Origin of the sequence: Brucella pituitosa (genome assembly GCF_003049685.1) — a bacterium.
GTDB lineage: Bacteria > Pseudomonadota > Alphaproteobacteria > Rhizobiales > Rhizobiaceae > Brucella > Brucella pituitosa.
Map to the genome: position 1 here is coordinate 515,734 of NZ_PYSY02000003.1, position 21,568 is coordinate 537,301.

Consider the following 21,568-nt stretch of genomic DNA (forward strand, 5'->3'; position numbering starts at 1 on the left):
CCCGTCTCAGAACGTTACTTTGTAGGAGAGGAAAACGCTGCGTCCCAATCCTGCGACGGGTGCGTTACGCGTGGCCGTTGCCGTGGGGTTGATATAATAGGTGTCGAAGACGTTGCGGACGGCGAGGCTTGCTTCGCTGCCGTTCTCGAAGGTTTTTGAGAAGGCCATGTTCACCAGCGTGGCGTCCTCTATCTCCTGTTCCTTGATGCGGTCGCGGCCGGAGAAATATTCAACTTCGCCACGGACCTTGTAGCCACCTTCGAATGACACCGTCGTATAGGCGAGCCCCTTCCATGTGGTCGGAATACGGTTGTTAGGAAGGTACTCGTCAGAACCGATGCTGCCATCGCCGTTGGCGTCGTATTTGCCTTCCTGATAGGCAACCAGACCGCCGATGGTGAACATCGAATTGATGTTGTAGTCGGCTCGTGCCTCCACGCCCCAGATACGTTCCTTCTGCTGGCTTACACGGTTTGCCGCGATGTCGTAGTTCACGCCATCCTTGGAGGTGGAAATGTAACTGCTTACTGTGCTGCGAAGATCGCCCCAATCGCCGCGCAGGCCCACTTCATAAGTATTGACCAGTTGAGGCTTTGGCGCGATGTCTGCATAGCTGATCGTGTAGTCAGGCGTGCCGCGGCAGCCATAGATGGCAGCTATCGAGCCGTAGGCATCACAGATTTCTGCAAGTGAATTGACGCCCGCGCGGCGTGTAAATGCGCCAATATCCGTAAGGCTGTAGCCTTGCGAGAAATTACCGAAGGCCTGCACCTCTTCCGTGACGTCGTACACGGCTCCAGCGTTAAAGGTCCATGCGTTGTAGTCAAACGAACCACCAAGAACGCTGATCGCCGGATAGATATTCGCCAGTGACCGCGCAGGCCAGGCAACTGCTGTAGGCCGCGTGAAATCATTCACATCGAGGTAGAACTGATCGAAACGCGCGCCGCCCTGCAAACGGAACCGTTCCGTGACGGGAATTTCGGCCTGCGCAAAAGCTGCGATGGAATTCTGCGTCATCGGGGCGATAGCATCTTCGTCGTTCAGCAGTGTCTGCGCCACCTTGTCGTAAGCGTAATCCACACCCCAGGTCAGCTTGCTGCCATTGGTGATGAAATCCATCGGTGTCGTGATGGTCATGTTCACGCCTGTTCGGTCGAAGTCATATTTCGACTGGTTGAACCATGCGGTCGGCTGTCGGGGATTTCCCGAATAATAGACCTGAGTGTTCACAGCCGAAAGTTCGGTGAACGGGGACTGTTTGAAGATCTTGTTATAGAAAGCCTTCACTTCGAGATTGCCGAGTGCAAAATCCTGATCGGTATATTTTGCAGTCAGATACTTGGAATCCTCGCGAAGTGGTTCGCCGGTATAGGCTGAACCGAATCTCGGTGAAACCGGGTTCGTCGTGTAGTTGGTGAACCATTCCGGCTTCTGCTTGGCGTAGGTCCAGTCAAAGCTGACTTCAAACCGGCGCGGACCGCTTTCGTAGCCTACGACACCGAAGAAATTGCCGTTGACCATCCTGTCGCCGCCACCTTGCCCAAGCATGGCGTCGGATGGCATTTCATTGCCATGTCCGTCATAGGTGCGGCGGGTCCAATCGCCGGTTCCGGAGAAGTAATAGTCGAGCTTGTCTTTTCGTCCCTCAATGGAGATGCTCGTTTCCGGCGCTGTCGATTCGCCGAGGTTTTCCGTATAGCCGGAAAGGCCGGTGCGCACCGTGATGGTCGGCTTGTCACTGGTCCCTCGCTTGGTGATGAAATTGATCGTTCCACCGGTCCCGCCAGCACCGTAGAGGCTCGAAGCTCCGTTCACGACCTCAATGCGTTCAACAGAATTAAGGTCGACCATCGACAGGATGCGTGACAGGTCGCGCAGCGGCGTATTGCGGGGTACACCGTCGACCATGATTAGAACGCTGCGACCGCGAAATGTTTCCGACGCGCCGGATATGGTCTGGTTGCTTGGTGCGAAACCGGGAACCAGACGCGAAATCAAGTCGCTGGCATTCGGCGAGATTCGCATCGCCTCTTCGACTTGTTCCCGGTCGATCACCTGAACGGATTGGGCGACGGCGGCAATTGAACTCTCGTTGCGTCCGGCGGTGATGATGATCTGGTCCAGCCGCGTAACCCCTGCTTCGTTGCCCGCAGCTTCCTGTGCAAATGCTGTTGTCGTTAATCCGCAGCCTGAGAGCAGCAGAACTATAAATTGCCTGTTCATCTTCTTCCCCAAGTAAGAATAGTCAATGAAATCCGAAGGGTAGCGTGTCAGCTACGCTAATCTTCCATCCGCCAGTTGCAGTTGTCCCCGGACGCGAAGGACATGGTGATCGAGCAGAAGGACCGTCCATAAATATCTCCGCTTTCGTTCCGCCGTTATCGGGCGCAGACAGCACTGGCTGTCACGATAAAAGTTGTTTAAACTAGATCATTATTGTCAACTTATAGGGAGGCCTGCGTATTCGGCTTGGTTTTATGCGAAAATTGATAGGACCAGGACGAACTGACCGGAGGTCATTTACCCGTGTTGCAAGGATGCATCATGAACCCGTCTAAGCAGATCGAAACGATAGTTCCGCAGCAGTTCAATATTGCCGAATTGGGGAATGAGAAGAGTCTGAAACTCTGTGCTTCGGCGCTCACCACGATTATTGGTGATGTCTGCCTCTCCGTCGAAGAAACAGGACATGGTGCTGTTCGAGGCATTTATTGTTTGGTAGGCGAGCTGCGGCTTATGACCTATTTTTTCCCCCGCTGCAAAATTGTGCTCAGCGCGAAGGGAGAACATCTGTCAGATCAGATTATTATGGTTAGAAGCATGGAAGGTCGGCTCAGTATTCTTCAATCGGGAAGGACACTGAATGTTGAGGCTGGTGAAGTTGTCTTCCTGTCAGCAAGTTTGCCGTTTGAATGGCAACTTCCACAAGGAGGACGCATTGATTGTGGCAGGTTGCCAGCAGGATATTTTCCATTTGCACGCAGATCGCTGGATGAGTTTTTCATGCGTCCGATCCCGAAGGCCTATCCTCCACTAAAGCTCCTTATCACCCATGGCGCGTATTTGTTGATGCGTGGGGGGCATGCTCCGGGAGAAGCCGAACTTGTTGTTGCCCATTTCCGGCAAGTGCTGCCTATGGTGCTCGATTTTTTTAGGAATGAAGGCAATGATGCTCGATCAGGAATAAGTCTTTCGCGTATCAAAGCTTTTATAGAATGTAATTTGACAAACAGTTCGTTTGATCTCGCTTTGGCCGCTTCGACCTTTGGTGTCACGCCCCGACAAGTTCAGAAATTATTTCAAGCGGAAGAGACGACTTTTACCCGCTACGTGCTCGAACGCCGTTTGGATACATCGCGGATGCTTATTGTGAGCTCGGGCCGAACAGCAATCAGTTCGATTGCCTATGAGATGGGATTTGGTGACCTTTCATATTTTAACCGGGCTTTCCGTCAGCGCTTCGGGATGACACCCTCGACAATGCGCAGTAAAGCCGGTGCAATTGATGCCAATTTTAGGGGTTCTCTTTCATTCCAGCAGTAAATTTGTCAAAAGGTTAGGTAGTCCCCTGTTTTTAATGGAGGGATTACCTTCGTTGCCAGTCCGAACAAAGAAAATCTGTGAGATCGGAAAGTCACGTAATTCAATGGAGCCCAGTAGGCCCCAGGCTGACGGTCGCAACGACCCTCACCGAACTGCAATATTCCATGGGATAGGACATCCGTACCTAATGGTATTGGCAATACTGTCAACGCGATTAACAATTATCAGGTCTGCGCCCAAATTGTTACTTCGCTTGCCAGAGCACCTGCAACGGGGGGCATATAGTGATACGGTCAAGGCCATTTTTTGAAGAGTTTGTCTGCCGGAACACATCTGAAATGAAGCAAGCAGGTTGCTTCGGCACAATCGGGCAGTTCGCCTACAAAAGCGCAAACGCATTTCAAATTTGTATGGCGATCACTTGGTTGTACGGTTGTCTTTTGAAGCCATTACATCAGTCCAATCATCAATAAATCGTTTGCGTTGGGCTTCATCCTGGGTTGCAAGCAGGGCAGGTCCAATCCGGACAGGACGTCCGACACCGCTTTCAACGAGCGATGGTGGGCCATCAACCCCTGCAGGCAGCGCACCATCTCGTGAGAAGAAGAATGCCTTTTCTCTTGCAACGCGCCGTCCGCGCTCAGACAGAAGATAATCGATAAAACGCGCTGCGAGTTCAGGCTGGCTGGCCTTCTGCGGAATGAGCGTAGCACGGCTCAAAACAAGAGTGTAATCGCGTGGTAGTACGATTTTCAGCTTTGGATTGCGCAGGCTCGCTGCATAGGCGTAAGAACCTATGATATTGTATCCTATATATATTTTTTGATCTTCAATATCGGCCAGGATCGAGTTGTTGCAACAGCGAAGCTGAGTGTCGACACGGCTCATACTCTCCAGCAATCGTCCATAAGCGGTAGAGTTTTGTTCTGCGTCGAGGAAGGCGAGAAGATAGCCAACCCCGGATTGGCGCAAGTCATAGGTAGCAACATGTCTTCTGAAGTATTCCTGTTTACGCCGCAGCAGATCAGCGAGTTCACCGCGGGTATGAGGAACATCCTGCGGCAAGACATAATCACTGTGATATACAATGACAGATGGTTCAAAGGTGAAGCCATAGACCTCGTCGCGCCAATTGTTGGCGTGGTTCTCTATTGCCCGCGTTTGAGCAGAGACATGCGGTACAGCACATCCGTCATTGGCCAGTTTCACCATCTGATCCACAGAAGATGACATCAGAAGATCGCCGAAATTCTTGCCTTCACGGCAAGCTATATCAGCCTCACGGTAGAGGTCATTGGTGACAAAATCAGTGTACTCAACAGCGATATGTGGCTCAACTTCCTGAAAATCCCGAACCAATGGTTTTAAGGCCGAGGTGTCCGCAGCCCCATTGATCACAAGCCGGCCGGTCTCTTCGCGCAATGCCGGGAAGTGCGTCGTTGTGCCTTCATCGGATTGAGCGTGTGCCATGTCCATTGTTATGATTGTGAAAAAAGCGGCTAGAAGATAGATTTTCAAGATGCATTCTCCGATGCACATGGCAAATCGAGTATCACAGTAAAGCCTGTTGAACCTTTTTCCCTGAAGCGGATCAAACCATCATGTGCCAGCGCAACTTCTGCCGCTATGGCGAAACCAAGGCCTGACGCGGCAGCAGCTTTAGAGGAAGCGGCATTAAAACGACGTGACATCTGATCCCAATTCTCCGGCGGAATGCCGGGACCGTCGTCTTCGACTTCAACGCAGATACGCTGTTCGAATTGCATGACGCGCACATCAAGACGCGAGATTGCTCCATGGCGCAGCGCATTGCTGATGATGTTGGCAATAGCTTCCCGCAAGCTCACCGCGTCACCGTTAACAATCAAACTGGGCTGCCCGGCCTCAAAAGAAATGACCATATCCGGATCTATCGTCAGGGGAATTGTGTGATTGAACGCCATGCGGGCCACTTCAACAAGGTTGACTTTCTCAAGCTTGATGATGCCTGAACGGTGGATGACCATGGCGTGGCTGAGTAGTTGATTGGTCAATTGTGCCAGTTCGCCCGTGCGCGTTTTAATACGTTGAGTACGTTCCCGGTCCGCCTGGCTCATCCGGTCTTCGTCCAGCATATCAACTTGAGCGGAAAGAGCAGTCAGGGGCGTGCGTATCTGGTGTGCGGCATCGGCAATGAATTGCTGAAGCCGCACAACACGTTGGTCCAGCCGTGTCATGAAATGATTGATTGCACCCACAAATGGCAGCAATTCCTGCGGCGCAGGTGTCTGCATCGGGGTCAAGTCTTCCGGATTACGCAGTCGCAGCGCATGGGCGAGGCTTGTTACAGGTTTAAGTGCATAGCGCACGGCCAGAAATGTCCCGCCAAGCCCAAGTAAAATCATGATGCTAACAATGAGCACGGCACCTTGCGTCACCTCGCTGGCAAGCGTCCGCCGCGCCTCAGTGGTCTGGGCCAGAACAACATAAATCCATCCACTTTGCGCCTGATCGGCAAGTGCGCGAGCGACGGTAATAATGCGAACTTCCGCACCACGATATTTTTCTGTCTCCAGTTTCGGATCGCGACGCGCAGCAACCAAGTCGTCGTCGATATTGAGATCGGGATAACCGCTGACGACCATCCCATCAGGACCAACGATGCGATAGAAAATGCGGTCTCTTTCGGCAAAGCCAAGAAGTTCAAAAGCAGAAGGCGGCAGGTTCACGATCAGCTTGCCATCAATCTGGGTAATGCCGTCGGCGATCTGAAGGGCCGCGCCGCGCAACAGCTGATCATAGGTTTTATTGGCGGCGGTCTGACCATAATACCATGCTGCCGTGATCAGGATGCTCGCTCCGATGAGCAGAACCATTCCGACGCGAACGACAAGGCGCGAAAAGAGCGATGGTTCACGCATTCTCATCGATCACCAGTTGATAGCCAATACCGCGCTGAGTGATAATCGATACGCCCGAACCTTCGATTTTCTTGCGTATTCTGGAGATGTAAAGCTCGACCGCATTGTGATTGACGCCCTCATCAAAACCGAACAGAGTATCCATCAGCTCATCTTTGCTGAACAGTCGGCCCGGACGGGTAGCGAAAACCTCCAGAATAGCAATTTCGCGTCGTTTCAGCTGAACCTCGCGATTGCCTATGCGCACGTTGCGGCTTTGTCTATCGAGCTGCAAATTGCCGCAAGCAATGATATTGGTCGTTTCACCACTGTTGCGCCGCAGCAAAACACGCACGCGCGCTTCCAGTTCACGAAAATCAAAGGGCTTGACCAGATAGTCGTCTGCGCCAAGGTCGAGAGCGCTTACCCGATCCTCGATCTCAGAGCGCGCTGTTAGAACCAGAACTGGAACGACTTTTTTCGCGGCCCGTATACGCCGCAATATCTCAAAGCCGCCAAGCCCGGGCAGCATGACGTCAAGAATGATTAGATCATAATCGGTAAAGTCGAGAATTTCAGCCGCGGCTAACCCGTCTGTCTCCCAATCAACCGAGTGTCCCACTCGCTCCAACCGTTGATTGATTGCCTCCCCGACATCCCGTGTGTCTTCGACCAATAGGATGCGCATAGTTCATAAATTGCACGAAAAATTATCACTCGCAACAAAATCCTGTCCGATTTTGACAGGTTGCTGACAGTTTAGGCAATCAATCTATGTATTATGGCGAGCTTTTCGTGGGAGCGAAGAGTTTTCCTATATCCTTGGGAGGATATCGATTTGCTGAAAACTTTAGTCTGCTTCATATGAAGCGGAAATACTATTGCTTTGTCCAGTAAAATCGAAATGCAAAGTGCTCGGATGTAAGTATAAAACTTACCAGATCGCGCATTGAGTCCTTCCTTGAGCTTAGAAATCATTTTGGGAGGACTACGGAAGTGAAGCATTCTTTTTCTTATGCCCTGATTTCAAGCGCGGCAACTTTGGCTATAGCCATGCCAGCGCTGGCGGCAGGCGAAGACCTCGTGGAAGCGGCTCGCAAAGAGGGTTCAGTCACCATTTATTCGGCGACTGATCAGGCACAGGCACAGGCAGCGCTTGATGCTTTTGCAAAAAAGTATCCTGGTATCCGCGTCGACTATAACGATATTGGTACAAACGGCGTTTATAATCGTGTGATCTCGGAAGCCGCTGCGAAACAAGTGGGTGGCGACGTGTTCTGGACCTCGGCAATGGATCAGGGCGTGAAGCTCGCAGTCGATGGGTATCTGGACACATATAAATCAGCTGAGAGTTCGTCATTGCCGAGCTGGGCAGTCTATAAAGATATCGTTTATGCGACATCAATCGAGCCCATCGGCATGATCTATAATAAAACAGCGCTGCCAGAGGACAAAGTTCCGCAAACGCGTGAAGATCTGATCAATTTCATTTCCAGCGGCGATTATAGCGGTCGTATCGCGACGTTTGATCCGGAGAAGTCGGGCGTCGGCTTCCTTATTCAGACCAATGATCTGGATAATACCAAAAACCTTTGGGATCTGACCAAAGCACTCGGCGCTGCTAAGGGAAAATCTTATTCCTCGACCGGCTCGATGCGTGAAACCGTGGTTTCGGGTGAGAATGTTCTTGCTTACAATCTGATCGGTTCATACGCTCTGGATTGGGTGAAGAGTGCGCCAAATCTCGGTGTTGCCTTCGGCAAGGATTATACACCCGCTTTCTCACGGGTTGCGGGTGTGCTGAAAGATGCGCCGCATCCGAACGCTGGAAAGCTGTTCATCGATTTTCTGCTTTCTCAGGAAGGCCAGACAGCCCTTGCTTCCAAAGGAATGCCTGCACTGCGTAAGGATGCAACAGAAGGTTATAACATCGACACGCTCAATGAGCTGGTTGGTGGTAACCTCAAACCAATCGCGCTTGATGAAACGCTTCTTCAGTTCATGGATCCCATGAAGCGACTGAAATTCCTCAATGAATGGCGCGCAGCGCTGAAGGGTTGATCACTATCTGAGCCCTGTTGGCTTAAAACGGCTCCTCCCGGGACGGGGCCAGTGCATCAAGTCTTTTCCCCCGTAAAGACAGTGATGCCTGGCCCGCTCTCGGAGCAACATTGCCCTCAGGCCGTTCCATTCTTGTAAATCGCTTGTTTCCCGGAGGTTACAATCCATGCCGGCGGATACCTATACCCAAAAACTGACCCACGAAGTGCCACCCCAAGCGCGTCTGAGGACCCCTCGCGCACCGGGCGAAGCGCTCCTGTTCAGGCGTCTTGTGATCGGGTTGCTGACACTTTGTGTACTCACACCTATCAGCCTGATCATTTATCAAAGCTTTCTTGATGGCCCGTTTTTCAGTGCGAATGCGCAATTGGGGCTAAGCGCCTATGAATACATCCTCGTTGATCCGATGTTTTACGATGCATTGTGGAACACAGTCATCATGGCTGTGGGCATGGTGCTGATCGCGGTTCCTCTCGGCGCAGCGCTCTCCTTCCTGCTCACCCGTACAGATGTCCGGTTTCGCAAGGCGCTGGAAGTTATCGTGCTGGTTCCGATGTTTATTTCAGCACTGGTGCTTGCGTTTGGATATACGGTTGCTATCGGGCCGTCCGGATTTGTGTCGATCTTTGTACGCGACATCTTCGGTTTCGTACCATGGAATATCTACTCTCTGAGCGGCATTGTACTGGTTACCGGTCTTGCACATGTTCCGCATGTCTATCTTTATGTATCGGCCGCCATGCGCAACCTGCCTTCCGATCTGGAAGAGGCAGCGCGTATTACCGGCGCGCCCATCTGGCGTGTCTGCTGGGATGTTACGGTTCCGATGGTCCTGCCTGCGCTGATCTTTGCGACAGCACTTAACTTGCTGATCGGCTTTGAGATGTTTGGTGTACCTCTGGTGCTCGGTGATCCAAGCGGTATCAATGTTCTGACGACCTATATCTATAAGCTTACCACGTTGTTCGGTGTTCCAACCTATCAGCTGATGGCCGTTGTGGTTGTATTGCTGGTGCTCCTGACCTTGCCTTTGGTGTGGTATCAGCGTCGCCTGTTGCGCCATAGCCGCCGATATGCGGCACTGGGCGGAAAAGGCTCGCGCACAACCGTCATGCGCCTTGGTCGGGCAGGGCAGATTATCGCGCTTTCCATTATCGGTTTCTGGCTCTTCCTGTCGGTCATCTTGCCAATTGGCGGCATTATACTGCGCGCTTTCGTTGATGCATGGGGGCAGGGCGTCAATCCGTTTGCTCATCTCACAACAAAGCATTTCAACGCTCTTTTTGAAGTGCCGAGCCTTTATCGCGGCGTCCTTAATACGATCATTCTGGCGGTTGTAGGCGGAGCTGTAGCGGTCGCATTCTATCTGGTCGTCGGGCTTGCCGGTCATCGCAATCGTGACGTTTCCAATACCGTTCTTGACTATATGGTCCTGCTACCACGCTCCATGCCAAGTTTGATTATCGGTCTGGCATTCTTCTGGCTCTTCCTGTTCATCCCGTTCCTCGTGCCACTGCGAACCACATTGATAAGCCTGTTCATCGCTTATCTGATTGTGGGTCTTTCCTATGGTCTTCGTCTTCTGCAAGGCACGCTCATTCAGGTAAGCCCGGAACTGGAAGAAGCAGCGCGCACGACCGGCGCAACCATTGGTCAGACCTGGCGTGATGTCGTCATTCCTATCGTGCGTCCGGGACTTGTCGGCGCATGGGCGCTCATCATGATCGTCTTCTTACGCGACTACGCAACCGGCATTTATCTGATGAGCGCTGGAACCGAAGTTATCGGTTCGCTGATGGTTTCGATGATCCAGTCGGGTGCAATGGACACGATTGCAGCACTCGCCTTTGTCAGTATCGTTCTTACCGGCGCAGGCCTTGGTCTCGCCCTTCGTCTGGGAGCAAAAATCCATGACTGAACTCGTTGTACGTGACGTTCACAAATATCTCGGTGGCTTGCATATTCTGCAAGGGGCCTCTTTTACGGCCGAACGTGGTTCCATTGTCTCGTTGCTTGGTGCATCGGGCAGCGGCAAAACGACTTTGCTGCGCTGCATTGCTGGCCTTGAACAGCCTGAGCAAGGCCTGATCAGTATCGGCGGCAAGCCGATGCTCGATGGCAGCAAAGGCCTGACTGTTGCTCCGGAAAACCGCAATATTGGCCTCGTGTTTCAATCTTACGCGCTCTGGCCTCATCGTACCGTTATGGAAAATGTCGCCTATGGCCTTAAACTGCGTGGGGTCAACAAGGTGGAGGCAGGTAAGCGCGTGCAGGCAACGCTGGAAAAGATCGGGCTCGGCCATCTGGCCGAGCGTTATCCAGATCAGCTTTCTGGTGGACAGCAGCAGCGCGTCGCCATCTGTCGTGCATTGGTCTATGAACCGCGTGTGCTTCTCATGGATGAACCGCTTTCCAATCTCGATGCAAAGCTGCGTGAGGAAGCGCGTTACTGGATACGTAAACTGATCCTTGATCTGGAAATCTGCGGTGTTCTTGTAACCCACGATCAATCGGAAGCTCTTGCTGCATCCGACAACATCCTGCTGTTGCGCAACGGTGCCATCGTGCAGGAAGGAACACCACAAGATATCTACACCAAGCCGAAAAGCTTTTACGCGGCCGATTTTCTCGGGGCCAATAATATCGCCAATGGTGAGATACGCCGGACAGGTGAAGCCGCCAGCATCCATGGACCCAACTGGCAGTTGGATGGTGTGATCGTTGGGAAAAGCGACGAAAAGGATGATAAGGCCGTGATCCGGGTTGAGCAGATTGCCGTGCACGATGCCCCTGGTCAGCACCGTAAGGAGATGCATCTCGACGCTTGCTTGTATCTCGGTGACCGTTGGGAATATCGGTTGCGCGCCGGAGATTTTGCAGCCAAAGCCTTTGGTCCAAAGGCTTTGCCGCAAGGTCCGGTCTGGGTCGATATCCCACGCGAGAGCGTCTGGCTTTTTGCGCGCGCCGCTTAATTCAAGATATGCCTCAACGCAAATAGTTAGAGCGTCGATCTGATTCAATCAGATCGACGCTTCAGGGTTTGCAGAGAATTCGGTTTCGGGATATGCCTCATGAGCAGATAATCAAGTGTGGCTCTGGATATAACGTAGTTTACAGAGTTGAAGTTCCCCAACGTGACGGAAAGACAAGTGATGGGAACTTCAAATCCACCACACGATGTCAGGCTTAAGCAGCTTCAATATCACGAAGCGGTGGGTTGCCGTAAAATCGACTGTACTCGCGGCTAAATTGGGAAGGGCTCTGATAGCCTACACGATGCCCTGCCGTACCCGCATCGAGCCGCTCAACCAACATCAATCTCCGCGCTTCATTAAGCCGTAGCTGCTTTTGGTATTGTATTGGCGTCATTGCAGTGATTGCTTTGAAGTGATGGTGAAATGATGAAACACTCATGTTCACGTATTCAGCAAGTTGTTCTATCCTGAGCGGAAGAGCAAAGTTCTGCCGTAGCCAGTTAATCGCGCGCGCTATCCTGTTTGCCTGACTATCGACAGTGGCTATATTGATAAGCCGCTCTCCATCCGACCCAGTCAGCAACCGGTATAGGATCTCTTGTTCCACAAGAGGTGCCATTATAGGAATTTCACTGGGTGTATCGAGAAGGCGTAATAACCGGATCGTAGCATCGAGCAGCTCAGTGGGGGCAGCATTAACAGCTATGCCCCTTTTTACCTCGGACGTGTTCGAATTGCGCCGAATATCCATCTGCCCAAGGAGATTAACGAGCTTTTCGTTGTCAATTGCCAGCGACAGGCAAAGGTGTGGTGCCTCAGGGCTCGCTTCAGAAACGCGCCATGTGACGGGCAAGTCCAGCGATGTCACCAGATACTCACCCGTGGTATAGTTGATTGTTGCAGACCCGAGCTGCAACGACTTTGCGCCCTGGAGAACCATTGCGAGGCAAGGTCTATAACTACTGTGACACGGAATACTTGGCGCCGAACGTCTGCTTAATGACAGCCCGTCGATAGCCGTTCGTACTTCACCGTCTTCTTTTACAAAGCGCGCGGCGAGGGATGCAAGCTCGCTATATGCGTCTGCCGGTGATCTCATATAACCTCATTTCGGAACTGATTGAACCGCAACTTATGTATGCCTGACAAATCAGCTTGCCAGGAGGATACACCAATTTTTGCAGGATCGTGCAAGAAGCTTGTAGGATCGGTCTACCTCCTTTTAAGAAACTGGTTCATATTGCAGCGTCCCTTCTCTCCCCAATTTTACTGCAATGATTGGAGTTCATTATGGCTATTGCAAGAGGTTACGCCGCTACTGATGCGGATCAACCGTTGGTTCCGTTCACGTTTGAACGTCGCGAACCAAATGCGGACGATGTGGTGATTTCAATCCAATATTGTGGCGTTTGCCACTCTGATATTCACACTGTTCGCAACGAATGGAAAAATGCAGTCTATCCGATTGTGCCAGGACATGAGATCGTCGGCGTCGTAACGGCTGTTGGTTCCAATGTAACCAAATTCAAGGTCGGCGATAAGGTTGGCGTTGGCTGTTTTGTCGATTCCTGTGTCGGTTGTGCCACGCGCGATCTCGACAATGAACATTATTTGCCTGGTCTGGTGCAGACCTATAACAGTGTCGATGCGGACGGAAAGACACCAACACAAGGTGGCTATTCGGATCAGATCGTCGTCAGGGAAGGATATGTTTTATCCATACCTGACAATCTGCCGCTTGATGCCTCAGCACCTCTTCTTTGCGCTGGCATTACGCTCTACTCACCATTGCGTCATTGGCAGGCCGGCCCCGGCAAAAAGGTCGCGATCATCGGTATGGGTGGTCTTGGTCATATGGGCGTGAAGCTGGCAAATGCCATGGGTGCGCATGTCACCGTGCTTAGCCAATCGCTCTCAAAGAAGGACGACGGACTGAAGCTTGGAGCAAAAGAGTATTATGCTACCAGTGACAGCAAAACATTCGAGACGCTTGCCGGAACATTTGATCTGATCATTTGCACGGTGGGTGTAGCGATTGACTGGAACGCCTATCTTGGTTTGCTCAAAGTAAATGGCACAATGGTCGTCGTTGGTGCGCCGGAAGATATGGTGCCGGTGCATGCATTCTCACTTATTCCTGGCCGCAAAAGCCTTGCAGGCTCGATGATCGGCTCGATTAAGGAAACACAGGAAATGCTGGATTTCTGTGGCGAACACAACATTGTCTCGGAAATCGAGATGATCAATATCCAGGACATCAACGAAGCTTATGAGCGCGTTCTCAAAAGCGATGTGCGCTATCGGTTCGTTATCGATATAGCATCTCTGAATGCATAAATAAAAAAGGGCGGCCTTTTGGCCGCCCTTTCCTTGACCAGTGTGAACTGTCAATGCGTACCGACAGCTTTTCCATAGGTGCGAATGACATTGCGGACGGCTTCGACCATCAGCGCATGTGGAGTTGCTTCAACCTTGCCCGATGCGACCGCTGGATAAAGCGTGCCGAGATACTGGCTGATTAGCGTTTCGGGGATCTTGCGGCCTTCAAGACGCTCCAACAGCGAATTTACAGCAGCGGTTGCTTCTGGGTGCGGCCAATAATAGCGGATGCGGTCGCTATAGGAGAAATGGCGCTCAAGACGTAGCTCTTCTGCATCGCCATGATAATATTTCTCCCAGTTCTTAGGCTCGCTGAGAAGCAGCTTTTCAAGCTTGCCGCGAACTGTCTCTTCTTCCGGAAGCTTATCGAGAAAAGCCGCAATCTGATCGAGACCATAAAGCGCTTCACGCAGTGCGAAAGTCAGCCCCGGTCCGACTTTCAGAATGGCAAAGCCGTCGTGAACCAGAGCCGACAGCGCTTCCACCGGCTGATAGTCGGTTGAATGGGCTTCAAAGACAAATTGCGGCATTTCATTGAGCGTACTGCTCAGCGCTGTTGCCTTGTCGCTATCATAATAGACGACATTCTCATTGCCAAATTCCACGCCCGGCTGCACGACAACGCCAATGGCGCGCGCAAATGCATCTTCCAGTCCAAGCGCTGCAAAAGCCTTGCGGTGAATGGCAACGGTTTCAAGGGCTGCTTGCGGTGTGGTCAGTTCCAGTTCTTCGATTTCTTCCATCGCGCCGCCGGGGATCGGAACTTCAGTGCCCACAATATAGACAGGCAGATCAAAACCGGATTCAGCGGCCGCTTTTTCTGCGACCCTGGCAAGACGTGCGGCACGTTCTGCGGTAATTGCATCGGGCAGGGCAACTGGTTCACCGGCGCAGCCCATCGAGGTGTCAAGATGGATTTTGGTGAAGCCTGCACGCACAAAGCCGTCCATCATGATTTCGGACTTTATCAAGGCTTCTTCAGCGGTCAGATGCTTCCATGGATTTGGACCAAGGTGATCGCCACCCAGAATGAGGCGCTTGGTATCAAAACGAAGACGGGCAGCAATGTCCTCAACAAAGCGTCGGAAATCAGCCGGTGTCATGCCGGTATAGCCGCCATCCTGATTGACCTGATTGCAGGTGGCTTCAATCAGAACGTCGGTATTGGTAGCAATGCCTTCAAGGAGTGCTGCTTCGATGACCAGAGGATGCGCCGAGCAGATCGAGGTGATGCCTCCGCGTGCACCGCTCGAAAAACGGGCGGGAAGGGTGCTCAGGGTCTGGGTGCTGCTCATGACGAAACTCCGTTATTTGCAATGAAAGATTCAATTTCAGCCATAGTGGATGTGCCTTCCATCGGACCTTTTACGCCGACCGCCCGCGCACCCGTTGCATTTGCAATGTGTAGCGCCTGCGCAGGTTTCATATCACGCAACCAGCATGTGACGAAGGCCGCTCCGAAGCTGTCGCCTGCACCAGTCGGATCAATTTCTTCGACTTTGAATGCGGGGGAAGACACTTCGCCGGAGTGGTCGAAATAGCTTGCACCCTCAGCTCCGCGCTTGACGACGATTGCTTTGATACCGCGCTCCAGCAATTCTTCTATTGCGGCCTTTTCCTCTGTCGCTTTGGTGAAGAGGAAAATTTCCGGACCGCTTGGCATGAACAGATCGGTATTTTCGAGCGCATGGGCAAGTGCTTCGCGCATGCCGGGCAGGTCCAGCATTTCTTTTCGGATATTCGGATCAAAAGAAACGGTGCCGCCTTTGGCCTTGATGCGGACTGTCGCTTCATGGATCGCCGTAACGATGCCGTCCGAAAACAGCGCGGAACCCATGATGTGAAGATGATCAGCAGTTTCGATCAACGCCTCTGCTTCCGGCGTTAGTTCAATAGCACCGCAAGCGCTGTGCTTGATATTGAAGATGAAATCACGATTGCCATCCGGGCGGTAACGCACGAAGGCGCTGCCGGTGGCTGCGGTCGGATGTATGCCGATGGCGGACACATCAACACCGTCTTTTTGCAGTCGCTCAATATTGAGAGTACCGAAATCATCATTGCCAACAGCGCTGACCATACCGCAAGGCTGGCCCATTTTTGCGGCCTGATCGATAAAGATTGCAGGTGCGCCGGATGCGAAAGGCCCGATCAGCGGAATGGCAGTCTTGAAGCCGTTACCCGTATCCATGGCCATGATCTCAACGACGATTTCGCCGATGGTGATGATCTTTTTCATTATGTGTACCGTTACTTATGTTCTGACGGACTTGGAGCGGACATCGAGCCAGACGGCGACAAGAATGACGACACCTTTGACGATGAGCTGATAGAAATAGGGCACGGACAGCATGTTCATGCCGTTGTTGATGACGCCGATAATGAGCGCGCCGAGAATGGTGCCCACCATAGTGCCAACTCCGCCTGCAAGCGACGTGCCACCAAGAACAACAGCTGCAATCGCATCGAGTTCGTAGCCCATACCGGCATTGGTCTGTGCAGAAGAAAGGCGTGAAGACAGAAGAATGCCGCTAATGGCCGCCATGACGCCCGAGAGCATGAAAACAATAATCTTGATGCGATCAACGCGGATACCGGAATAGATGGCGGCTTCCTTATTGCCGCCAGCCAGATAAATGCGACGGCCGAATACCGTCTTGGATAGCAGGACATAATTGACGATGAAGAGCACGCCGACGATCCAGATGATAATCGGCAGGCCAAGCCAGCTTTCAGATCCGATGGCAAGCCATGTATCATTCTCGATGATCTCCGGCGCGCCATTGGTTGGCAGGCTGACCATGCCACGATAGATGCCCATAGTCGCAACGGTTACGATGAAAGACGGCAACATCAGCTTGGCTGACAGGACACCATTCAGGCCGCCCATGATTGCACCGGCTGCGAGCGTGAATATGACTGTGGGTGCAAAACCGAAGCCCATGGCAAAGGCTTGCGCTGCCACCATGCCGGAAACAGCGATAATAGAACCGATGGAAAGATCAATTTCACCCAGCAGGATCACATAGGTCATGCCGTAAGCTGCAACCGCGATCACCGCTACCTGCTGCATGATATTCATGAAATTGTTGAAGGCGAGGAAGCGCGGATTCAACACAGCAAAGACTATGCAGAGCACGGCTAGCGAAATGACAATACCGCCATATTGGCGGATCATCGGTGAGGAGAACAGCGAGCGACGGACTTCGGCATCCGCGGCTTTTTTCTGGATAGCCATTTCTGTATTTGGTCGCATAATCTTATCCGAAAAGGCATTCTGCTTTTCGTGATTTTGCTTCGGTGCGTTGCTCATTTGTGCATTCCTGCTGCGTAGCTCATGACGGTTTCGGGTGTGAGGCCATCTGCATCAAGAACGGCGGCGACATGTTTGTCATGCATGACAGCCACACGGTCGCTGAGACCCAGCACTTCCGGCAGTTCGGAGGAAACCATCAGGATTGCCGCACCATTGGCGGCGAGTTCACGGATGATGCGATAGATTTCGAATTTCGCACCGACATCGACGCCGCGCGTGGGTTCGTCAAGGATCAGTATGCGTGGCTTCATCTGGAGCCATTTAGCCAATACGATTTTTTGCTGGTTGCCGCCGCTGAGTGAGCCTGCAATGGTGTCAAGCGAAGCAGTCTTGATGACAAGGCGCAGCACTTCCGCTTTCGCGCTCGAGCGTTCCGCAGATGAGCGCATCATGCCAAATGGACCTGCAAGCTGACCAAGCGCCACCATATTGATATTGCGTTCTACGCTGTGTGGCAGAACCAGGCCTTCTTCCTTGCGGTTTTCGGTCACAAAAGCGATGCCATTGCGGATGGCATCGGCTGGTGAAGCCAATGTTATCGGCTTCTCGTCCAGCAGGATCTCGCCCGTTGGCTGGAGCATGCCGAACAAAGCCTTCATGACATCTGAACGGCCTGAACCAACGAGCCCGAATAATCCCAGCACTTCACCCGGTTTCACATCGATGGAAACATCGTGAAATTTGCCGGGCACGCTGAGATTTTTGGTTGCGAGAATTGGCGGAACGATTGCCGATGGACGAGGAGCCTCTCGCGGCGGATAGATGTCACTCATCTCGCGTCCGACCATCAGTGCAATCAGCTTGTCTATGCTGGTCTGACCTTTTTTCATGGTAGTGACATATTCGCCATCGCGAACGACAGTAATGTCGTCGGAAAGCCGCATGATTTCTTCCATGCGATGAGAAATGTAGATTACGGCTGTGCCACGTGCCTTTAGCCGCTCAATAATCGAGAAAAGGATTTCTGCTTCACTGTCGGAAAGTGAAGACGTTGGCTCATCAAGGATGACGACGTCGGCGGGTTGGCTCAGCCCCTTAGCGATTTCAACGAGCTGTCGCTGCGCAATTGAAAGATCGCCGACCTTGGCGCGTACATCGATCGGCAGGCCGAGTTCGTCGATCAGTCTGTCGGCTTCTGCATTCAGCTCAGCGTTGCGAATAAAGCCAAACCTGCTTGGTTCATTATTTGCAAAAATGTTTTCTGCAACAGAGAGATTGCGGCAGAGGCTCAGTTCCTGAAACACAATCGAAATGCCATGGGAGCGTGCATCGCGCGGGTTCCTGGGTGCATAGGCTGTTCCCTTGAGCGTGATTGAACCAGCCGTTGGCTTGAAAACCCCCGCAAGGATTTTCATCAATGTTGATTTGCCGGCACCGTTTTCGCCGAGAAGCGTGTGAACACGCCCGCGACGGACAGTCAGGTTCATACGCTTGAGCGCAATCACCGGACCGAACGATTTCGCGATATCGCGGATTTCAAGCACTGTATCGTTCATCAAATCCGGGCTTATGGCTTGGGCGGAATTGGTGGCTGTCATTTTGGGCCTCCGCTCTCCGTTATATTGCAAATGCCCGCGCGGCGAAACGATGAGCGCTCAGGATCTGCTGTCGATGAAGACGCTGCGGCAGCTCAGGCGTGTGGTGTCGCAAAAGCTGCCGCGCGCGGAATGGAAACGGCGACTGGGAGGAGTGCCGCCGTTTCACGCGGTGTTACTTGGTTTCGCCGTCTTTGGTGACGACGCCTGGTACGATCGGCTGCTTGGCAGGAACGCTCTCGCCCTTGATTACCTTCACAGCAGTTTCAACGGCAACCTTGCCCATCTGGTCTGGATACTGGGCGATAACGCCAACCATAACCGGATCGTTCTTAACAGCATTGCGGGCTTCTTCCATACCGTCAAAGCCAATGACCTTGACTTGGTTTTCGAGCTTGGCCGCTTTCACAGCAGAAGCTGCTGCGAGAGCTGCGTCATCACCAAAGCCGAAGATGCCAACGATATCGGGATTGGCCTGAATGATGTTTTGCGCCGCAGCCAGGGCTTCAGAACGAGTGATGCCCGGCTGGATCGATACGATCTTGATGTCCGGATAGTTGGCGATGGCTTTCTTGAAACCTTCAACACGATCTACCACAGACTGTACGGTCGGGTATTCGATCACGGCAACATTGCCCTTTTCACCGACCGATTTTGCCATCAGATCGCCTGCCTTCTCGCCGCCAGCGAAATTGTCTGTGCCGACGAAAGATGTGACCTCGATATTGTTGGCAGGAACGTCAACTGTGATGACCTTGATGCCTGCCTTTTCCGCCTTGTTGATTGCCGATCGTACGCCCTTGCTGTCAACGGGCGAGATAATGATGACGTCAACGCCTTTGGTGATGAAATCTTCTACATCGGCGAGCTGCTTGCTCAGATCCTGATTGGCAATAGACACTTCAAGCGGCACATTCTCGGCCTGCGCTTCCTTTTTCATCGCGTCTGCGAGCGAGATATAGAATGGATGCTGCTGGGTGAGAAGCGATGCGCCGATACCTTCAGCAGAAGCTGCACCCGCCATCAAGGCAAGGGCTACACCGGAAAAGAGAATGCGGCCGATCGATTTGCGAAACATGATTTCCTCCGAATAGAACCGGCACCCGCCGGATCGTCCTTCTGATTTGGGACACAAAAATGGTTTCCTGCTGGCTCAAGACCGTTGCCGATCATGAAACCTCCCCGAAGGGCAGGTTCCTCCTTTAACCCGAAACCGGGCTTCCCCTAGACATGATAGAGCTTGTTCAGCGAGTCAATATAAAAATTATCACGTGTAAAATTTATAACGATTTAAATACTGCATAATCACGAAAGTCCCTCGAAATTTGTATGAAAAATCAGTGTCGAAACGGTATGAAATATAAATTCGGGTTGCTTCTGTGTAAAAAAAATTTTACGCATAGAAAGAAAATGGGCCTGCCAGTTGACATTCTGGTTGGATCGGGAAGAGCGCATAATGGGTGATAACAAGATCAGGACGATGGAGGAGTTTGCCGTGGCAAGCGGCCTGTCTCGCCCCACTGTGTCCAAGTATTTTGACAATCCTGAGAGCGTTAAACCTTCGACCCGTGCTCGCATTGAAAAGGCTCTTAAAGACTACAACTATCAGCCCAATATCTTTGCTGTAAGCCTTAACCGCAAGAAGCCAAAGAACATCGGCGTCATTGTTCCGCATATTTCGGATCCCTTTTATGCGGAAATAATCCGTCAGATCGAAATGCGTTGTCTTGCAGAAGGGTATTGGACAATTGTGTTGTCCTCACACGGCGATAGAAAACTGGAGGCGCGTGCGATGCGCACGCTGATGTCGCTTAAGATCGCGGGCGTTCTCATGGCGCCGCTGGGTTTTGACACTGACGCCAAGCTTCTGGCCAGTCTTTCAAATTCAATGCCAGTGGTTTTTCTCGATAACCGTATCAGTGAAGATCAGCCATTTGTCGGTACGGATAATCGTCAGAGTATCGGCAACATAACTGAATATTTGTGCCGGACTGGAGAGCATCCATGCTTTCTGGAAATGCCTGCCGTCAATCAGAATGCGCTTGACCGTCGCGCCGCTTATATAGCGACAATGGAACGACTTGGCACTGAACCAATTGTTTTGCCGATGACGGCGAAGAACTGGAATTTTGAGGAATTGGGATATCAGGAAGCAGGTCGGATTCTTGATCGTGGTGGCTTTCCAACCCGGACCGTACTCTGTGCGAATGACCGCCTTGCTTTTGGAGTGATCTCTGCTGCATTTGAGCGCAGACGCCATGTCGGACGTGAGGAAGGCTGCGATTTTCGTGTGGCTGGTCATGATGATCACCCCCTTAGTCGCTTCACCTGTCCGCCATTGACAACAGTTGCTCAGGATTATCGCAATATCGCTCAGCTCGGGCTTGATATGCTGTTCTCACGCATCAATGCGCAAGAAAGTGGTGCTGCCATTGAAACGGAAGTACGCCGCCTTGATAGCCATCTTATTATGCGCGGTTCAGCTTAGAGCGGGTTTCGATCTGATTGGATCAGATCGGCGCTCTAAATATTTGTTTTAACGCTCATCTTTGTCCGAAATCGGTTTCACACTTTTCGGGATGGGCTCTAATACCAAATTCTGATCATTGGTTCGCACAGAGATTGCGGCCAAAGTTATACATCGCGTAATCTCTACCAATATTCAGATTTTTTGGCACTGCGTATTCGGCGTAGATATTTGAATTCAAATTAATAATTTCGCTTTTGCGAAAAGACACGAAGAGAGGTCTACCTATTTTTGGGTAGTAAAACAGAATATTTCTTATCGTATATGAGCTTTTGCTGATAGCATATCACTCCTCAGAATTCGCATAAAAGCCTTGCTTGACAAGCAGCAAACTACTGTTCATAAATTTT

Annotated in this window: 16 protein-coding genes; 6 read left to right on the forward strand and 10 right to left on the reverse strand. The window is 51.9% G+C overall.

The features are described from left to right. Positions 1-6: 6 nt before the first annotated feature. Entirely contained in the window at positions 7-2,226 is a 2,220-nt protein-coding gene (locus tag C9380_RS22720; protein ID WP_128094773.1) for a TonB-dependent receptor, read from the reverse strand. Positions 2,227-2,547: 321 nt separating this feature from the next. On the opposite strand from C9380_RS22720, the gene C9380_RS22725 reads away from it, so the two are divergent. After that, positions 2,548-3,546 (forward strand): helix-turn-helix transcriptional regulator, encoded by a 999-nt coding sequence (locus tag C9380_RS22725; RefSeq protein ID WP_128094774.1) that lies wholly within the window; start codon positions 2,548-2,550, stop codon positions 3,544-3,546. A 417-nt stretch (positions 3,547-3,963) separates the two neighbouring features. Here C9380_RS22725 and C9380_RS22730 read toward each other — a convergent pair whose 3' ends face one another. From C9380_RS22730 to C9380_RS22740, 3 genes are read right to left on the reverse strand one after another with little or no spacing between them, the layout of a single operon-like run. Then, the gene (locus C9380_RS22730) at positions 3,964-5,064 is read right to left on the reverse strand and encodes an ABC transporter substrate-binding protein (protein WP_247877625.1); all 1,101 of its coding nucleotides are present in this window, start codon (positions 5,062-5,064) and stop codon (positions 3,964-3,966) included. Then, complete coding sequence (locus C9380_RS22735; protein ID WP_235822433.1) at positions 5,061-6,446, reverse strand: sensor histidine kinase; 1,386 nt, start codon at positions 6,444-6,446, stop codon at positions 5,061-5,063. Before C9380_RS22735 ends, C9380_RS22730 begins: the two co-directional genes overlap by 4 nt. Next, positions 6,439-7,113 (reverse strand): response regulator transcription factor, encoded by a 675-nt coding sequence (locus C9380_RS22740; protein ID WP_100557880.1) that lies wholly within the window; start codon positions 7,111-7,113, stop codon positions 6,439-6,441. The genes C9380_RS22735 and C9380_RS22740 overlap by 8 nt, the downstream gene beginning before the upstream one ends. A 308-nt stretch (positions 7,114-7,421) precedes the next feature. Between C9380_RS22740 and C9380_RS22745 the strand changes: the two genes are divergently transcribed. The 3 genes from C9380_RS22745 (at position 7,422) to C9380_RS22755 (ending at position 11,458) form a co-directional block, all read left to right on the forward strand. After that, a complete protein-coding gene (locus tag C9380_RS22745; RefSeq protein WP_128094775.1) occupies positions 7,422-8,486 on the forward strand; it encodes an ABC transporter substrate-binding protein in 1,065 nt (354 codons plus the stop codon). 166 nt (positions 8,487-8,652) lie between these two features. Continuing rightward, complete coding sequence (locus C9380_RS22750) at positions 8,653-10,404, forward strand: ABC transporter permease (protein WP_247877627.1); 1,752 nt, start codon at positions 8,653-8,655, stop codon at positions 10,402-10,404. Beyond that, positions 10,397-11,458, forward strand: a complete 1,062-nt coding sequence (locus tag C9380_RS22755; protein ID WP_100557877.1) for an ABC transporter ATP-binding protein — start codon at positions 10,397-10,399, stop codon at positions 11,456-11,458. The genes C9380_RS22750 and C9380_RS22755 overlap by 8 nt, the downstream gene beginning before the upstream one ends. Before the next feature lie 214 nt (positions 11,459-11,672). Here C9380_RS22755 and C9380_RS22760 read toward each other — a convergent pair whose 3' ends face one another. After that, positions 11,673-12,560 carry an AraC family transcriptional regulator gene (locus C9380_RS22760; protein ID WP_105535074.1) on the reverse strand — a complete coding sequence of 296 codons (888 nt, stop codon included), beginning with the start codon at positions 12,558-12,560 and terminating at the stop codon, positions 11,673-11,675. Positions 12,561-12,751: 191 nt separating this feature from the next. Here C9380_RS22760 and C9380_RS22765 point away from each other — a divergent pair, with 191 nt between their 5' ends. After that, positions 12,752-13,798: an NAD(P)-dependent alcohol dehydrogenase gene (locus C9380_RS22765; protein ID WP_128094776.1), complete on the forward strand. Its 1,047-nt coding sequence runs from the start codon at positions 12,752-12,754 to the stop codon at positions 13,796-13,798. Between the two features lie 50 nt (positions 13,799-13,848). Here the strand turns inward: C9380_RS22765 and C9380_RS22770 are convergent, their stop codons facing one another. The 5 genes from C9380_RS22770 to C9380_RS22790 form a co-directional block, all read right to left on the reverse strand. After that, positions 13,849-15,135: a D-tagatose-bisphosphate aldolase, class II, non-catalytic subunit gene (locus tag C9380_RS22770; protein ID WP_128094777.1), complete on the reverse strand. Its 1,287-nt coding sequence runs from the start codon at positions 15,133-15,135 to the stop codon at positions 13,849-13,851. Beyond that, complete coding sequence (locus C9380_RS22775) at positions 15,132-16,079, reverse strand: tagatose kinase (RefSeq protein WP_128094778.1); 948 nt, start codon at positions 16,077-16,079, stop codon at positions 15,132-15,134. The genes C9380_RS22770 and C9380_RS22775 overlap by 4 nt, the downstream gene beginning before the upstream one ends. A gap of 15 nt (positions 16,080-16,094) precedes the next feature. Next, positions 16,095-17,018, reverse strand: a complete 924-nt coding sequence (locus C9380_RS22780) for an ABC transporter permease (RefSeq protein ID WP_100558089.1) — start codon at positions 17,016-17,018, stop codon at positions 16,095-16,097. Between the two features lie 131 nt (positions 17,019-17,149). Then, the gene (locus tag C9380_RS22785) at positions 17,150-18,694 is read right to left on the reverse strand and encodes a sugar ABC transporter ATP-binding protein (RefSeq protein WP_128094779.1); all 1,545 of its coding nucleotides are present in this window, start codon (positions 18,692-18,694) and stop codon (positions 17,150-17,152) included. A 172-nt stretch (positions 18,695-18,866) separates the two neighbouring features. Further along, on the reverse strand, positions 18,867-19,769 hold the full coding sequence (locus tag C9380_RS22790; RefSeq protein WP_128094780.1) for a substrate-binding domain-containing protein: 903 nt from the start codon (positions 19,767-19,769) through the stop codon (positions 18,867-18,869). A 378-nt stretch (positions 19,770-20,147) separates the two neighbouring features. On the opposite strand from C9380_RS22790, the gene C9380_RS22795 reads away from it, so the two are divergent. Further along, positions 20,148-21,179, forward strand: a complete 1,032-nt coding sequence (locus tag C9380_RS22795) for a LacI family DNA-binding transcriptional regulator (RefSeq protein WP_024896998.1) — start codon at positions 20,148-20,150, stop codon at positions 21,177-21,179. The last annotated feature ends 389 nt before the right edge of the window (positions 21,180-21,568 follow it).

What these genes read in the sequence shown, in the direction of transcription:
- C9380_RS22760 (WP_105535074.1), bottom strand. Translation starts at nt 12,560, where the DNA reads ATGAGATCACCGGCAGACGCATATAGCGAGCTTGCATCCCTCGCCGCG.
- C9380_RS22780 (WP_100558089.1), bottom strand. Translation starts at nt 17,018, where the DNA reads ATGATCCGCCAATATGGCGGTATTGTCATTTCGCTAGCCGTGCTCTGC.
- C9380_RS22765 (WP_128094776.1), top strand. Translation starts at nt 12,752, where the DNA reads ATGGCTATTGCAAGAGGTTACGCCGCTACTGATGCGGATCAACCGTTG.
- C9380_RS22755 (WP_100557877.1), top strand. Translation starts at nt 10,397, where the DNA reads ATGACTGAACTCGTTGTACGTGACGTTCACAAATATCTCGGTGGCTTG.
- C9380_RS22770 (WP_128094777.1), bottom strand. Translation starts at nt 15,135, where the DNA reads ATGAGCAGCACCCAGACCCTGAGCACCCTTCCCGCCCGTTTTTCGAGC.
- C9380_RS22735 (WP_235822433.1), bottom strand. Translation starts at nt 6,446, where the DNA reads ATGCGTGAACCATCGCTCTTTTCGCGCCTTGTCGTTCGCGTCGGAATG.
- C9380_RS22750 (WP_247877627.1), top strand. Translation starts at nt 8,653, where the DNA reads ATGCCGGCGGATACCTATACCCAAAAACTGACCCACGAAGTGCCACCC.
- C9380_RS22775 (WP_128094778.1), bottom strand. Translation starts at nt 16,079, where the DNA reads ATGAAAAAGATCATCACCATCGGCGAAATCGTCGTTGAGATCATGGCC.
- C9380_RS22720 (WP_128094773.1), bottom strand. Translation starts at nt 2,226, where the DNA reads ATGAACAGGCAATTTATAGTTCTGCTGCTCTCAGGCTGCGGATTAACG.
- C9380_RS22790 (WP_128094780.1), bottom strand. Translation starts at nt 19,769, where the DNA reads ATGTTTCGCAAATCGATCGGCCGCATTCTCTTTTCCGGTGTAGCCCTT.
- C9380_RS22785 (WP_128094779.1), bottom strand. Translation starts at nt 18,694, where the DNA reads ATGACAGCCACCAATTCCGCCCAAGCCATAAGCCCGGATTTGATGAAC.
- C9380_RS22795 (WP_024896998.1), top strand. Translation starts at nt 20,148, where the DNA reads ATGGGTGATAACAAGATCAGGACGATGGAGGAGTTTGCCGTGGCAAGC.
- C9380_RS22740 (WP_100557880.1), bottom strand. Translation starts at nt 7,113, where the DNA reads ATGCGCATCCTATTGGTCGAAGACACACGGGATGTCGGGGAGGCAATC.
- C9380_RS22725 (WP_128094774.1), top strand. Translation starts at nt 2,548, where the DNA reads ATGAACCCGTCTAAGCAGATCGAAACGATAGTTCCGCAGCAGTTCAAT.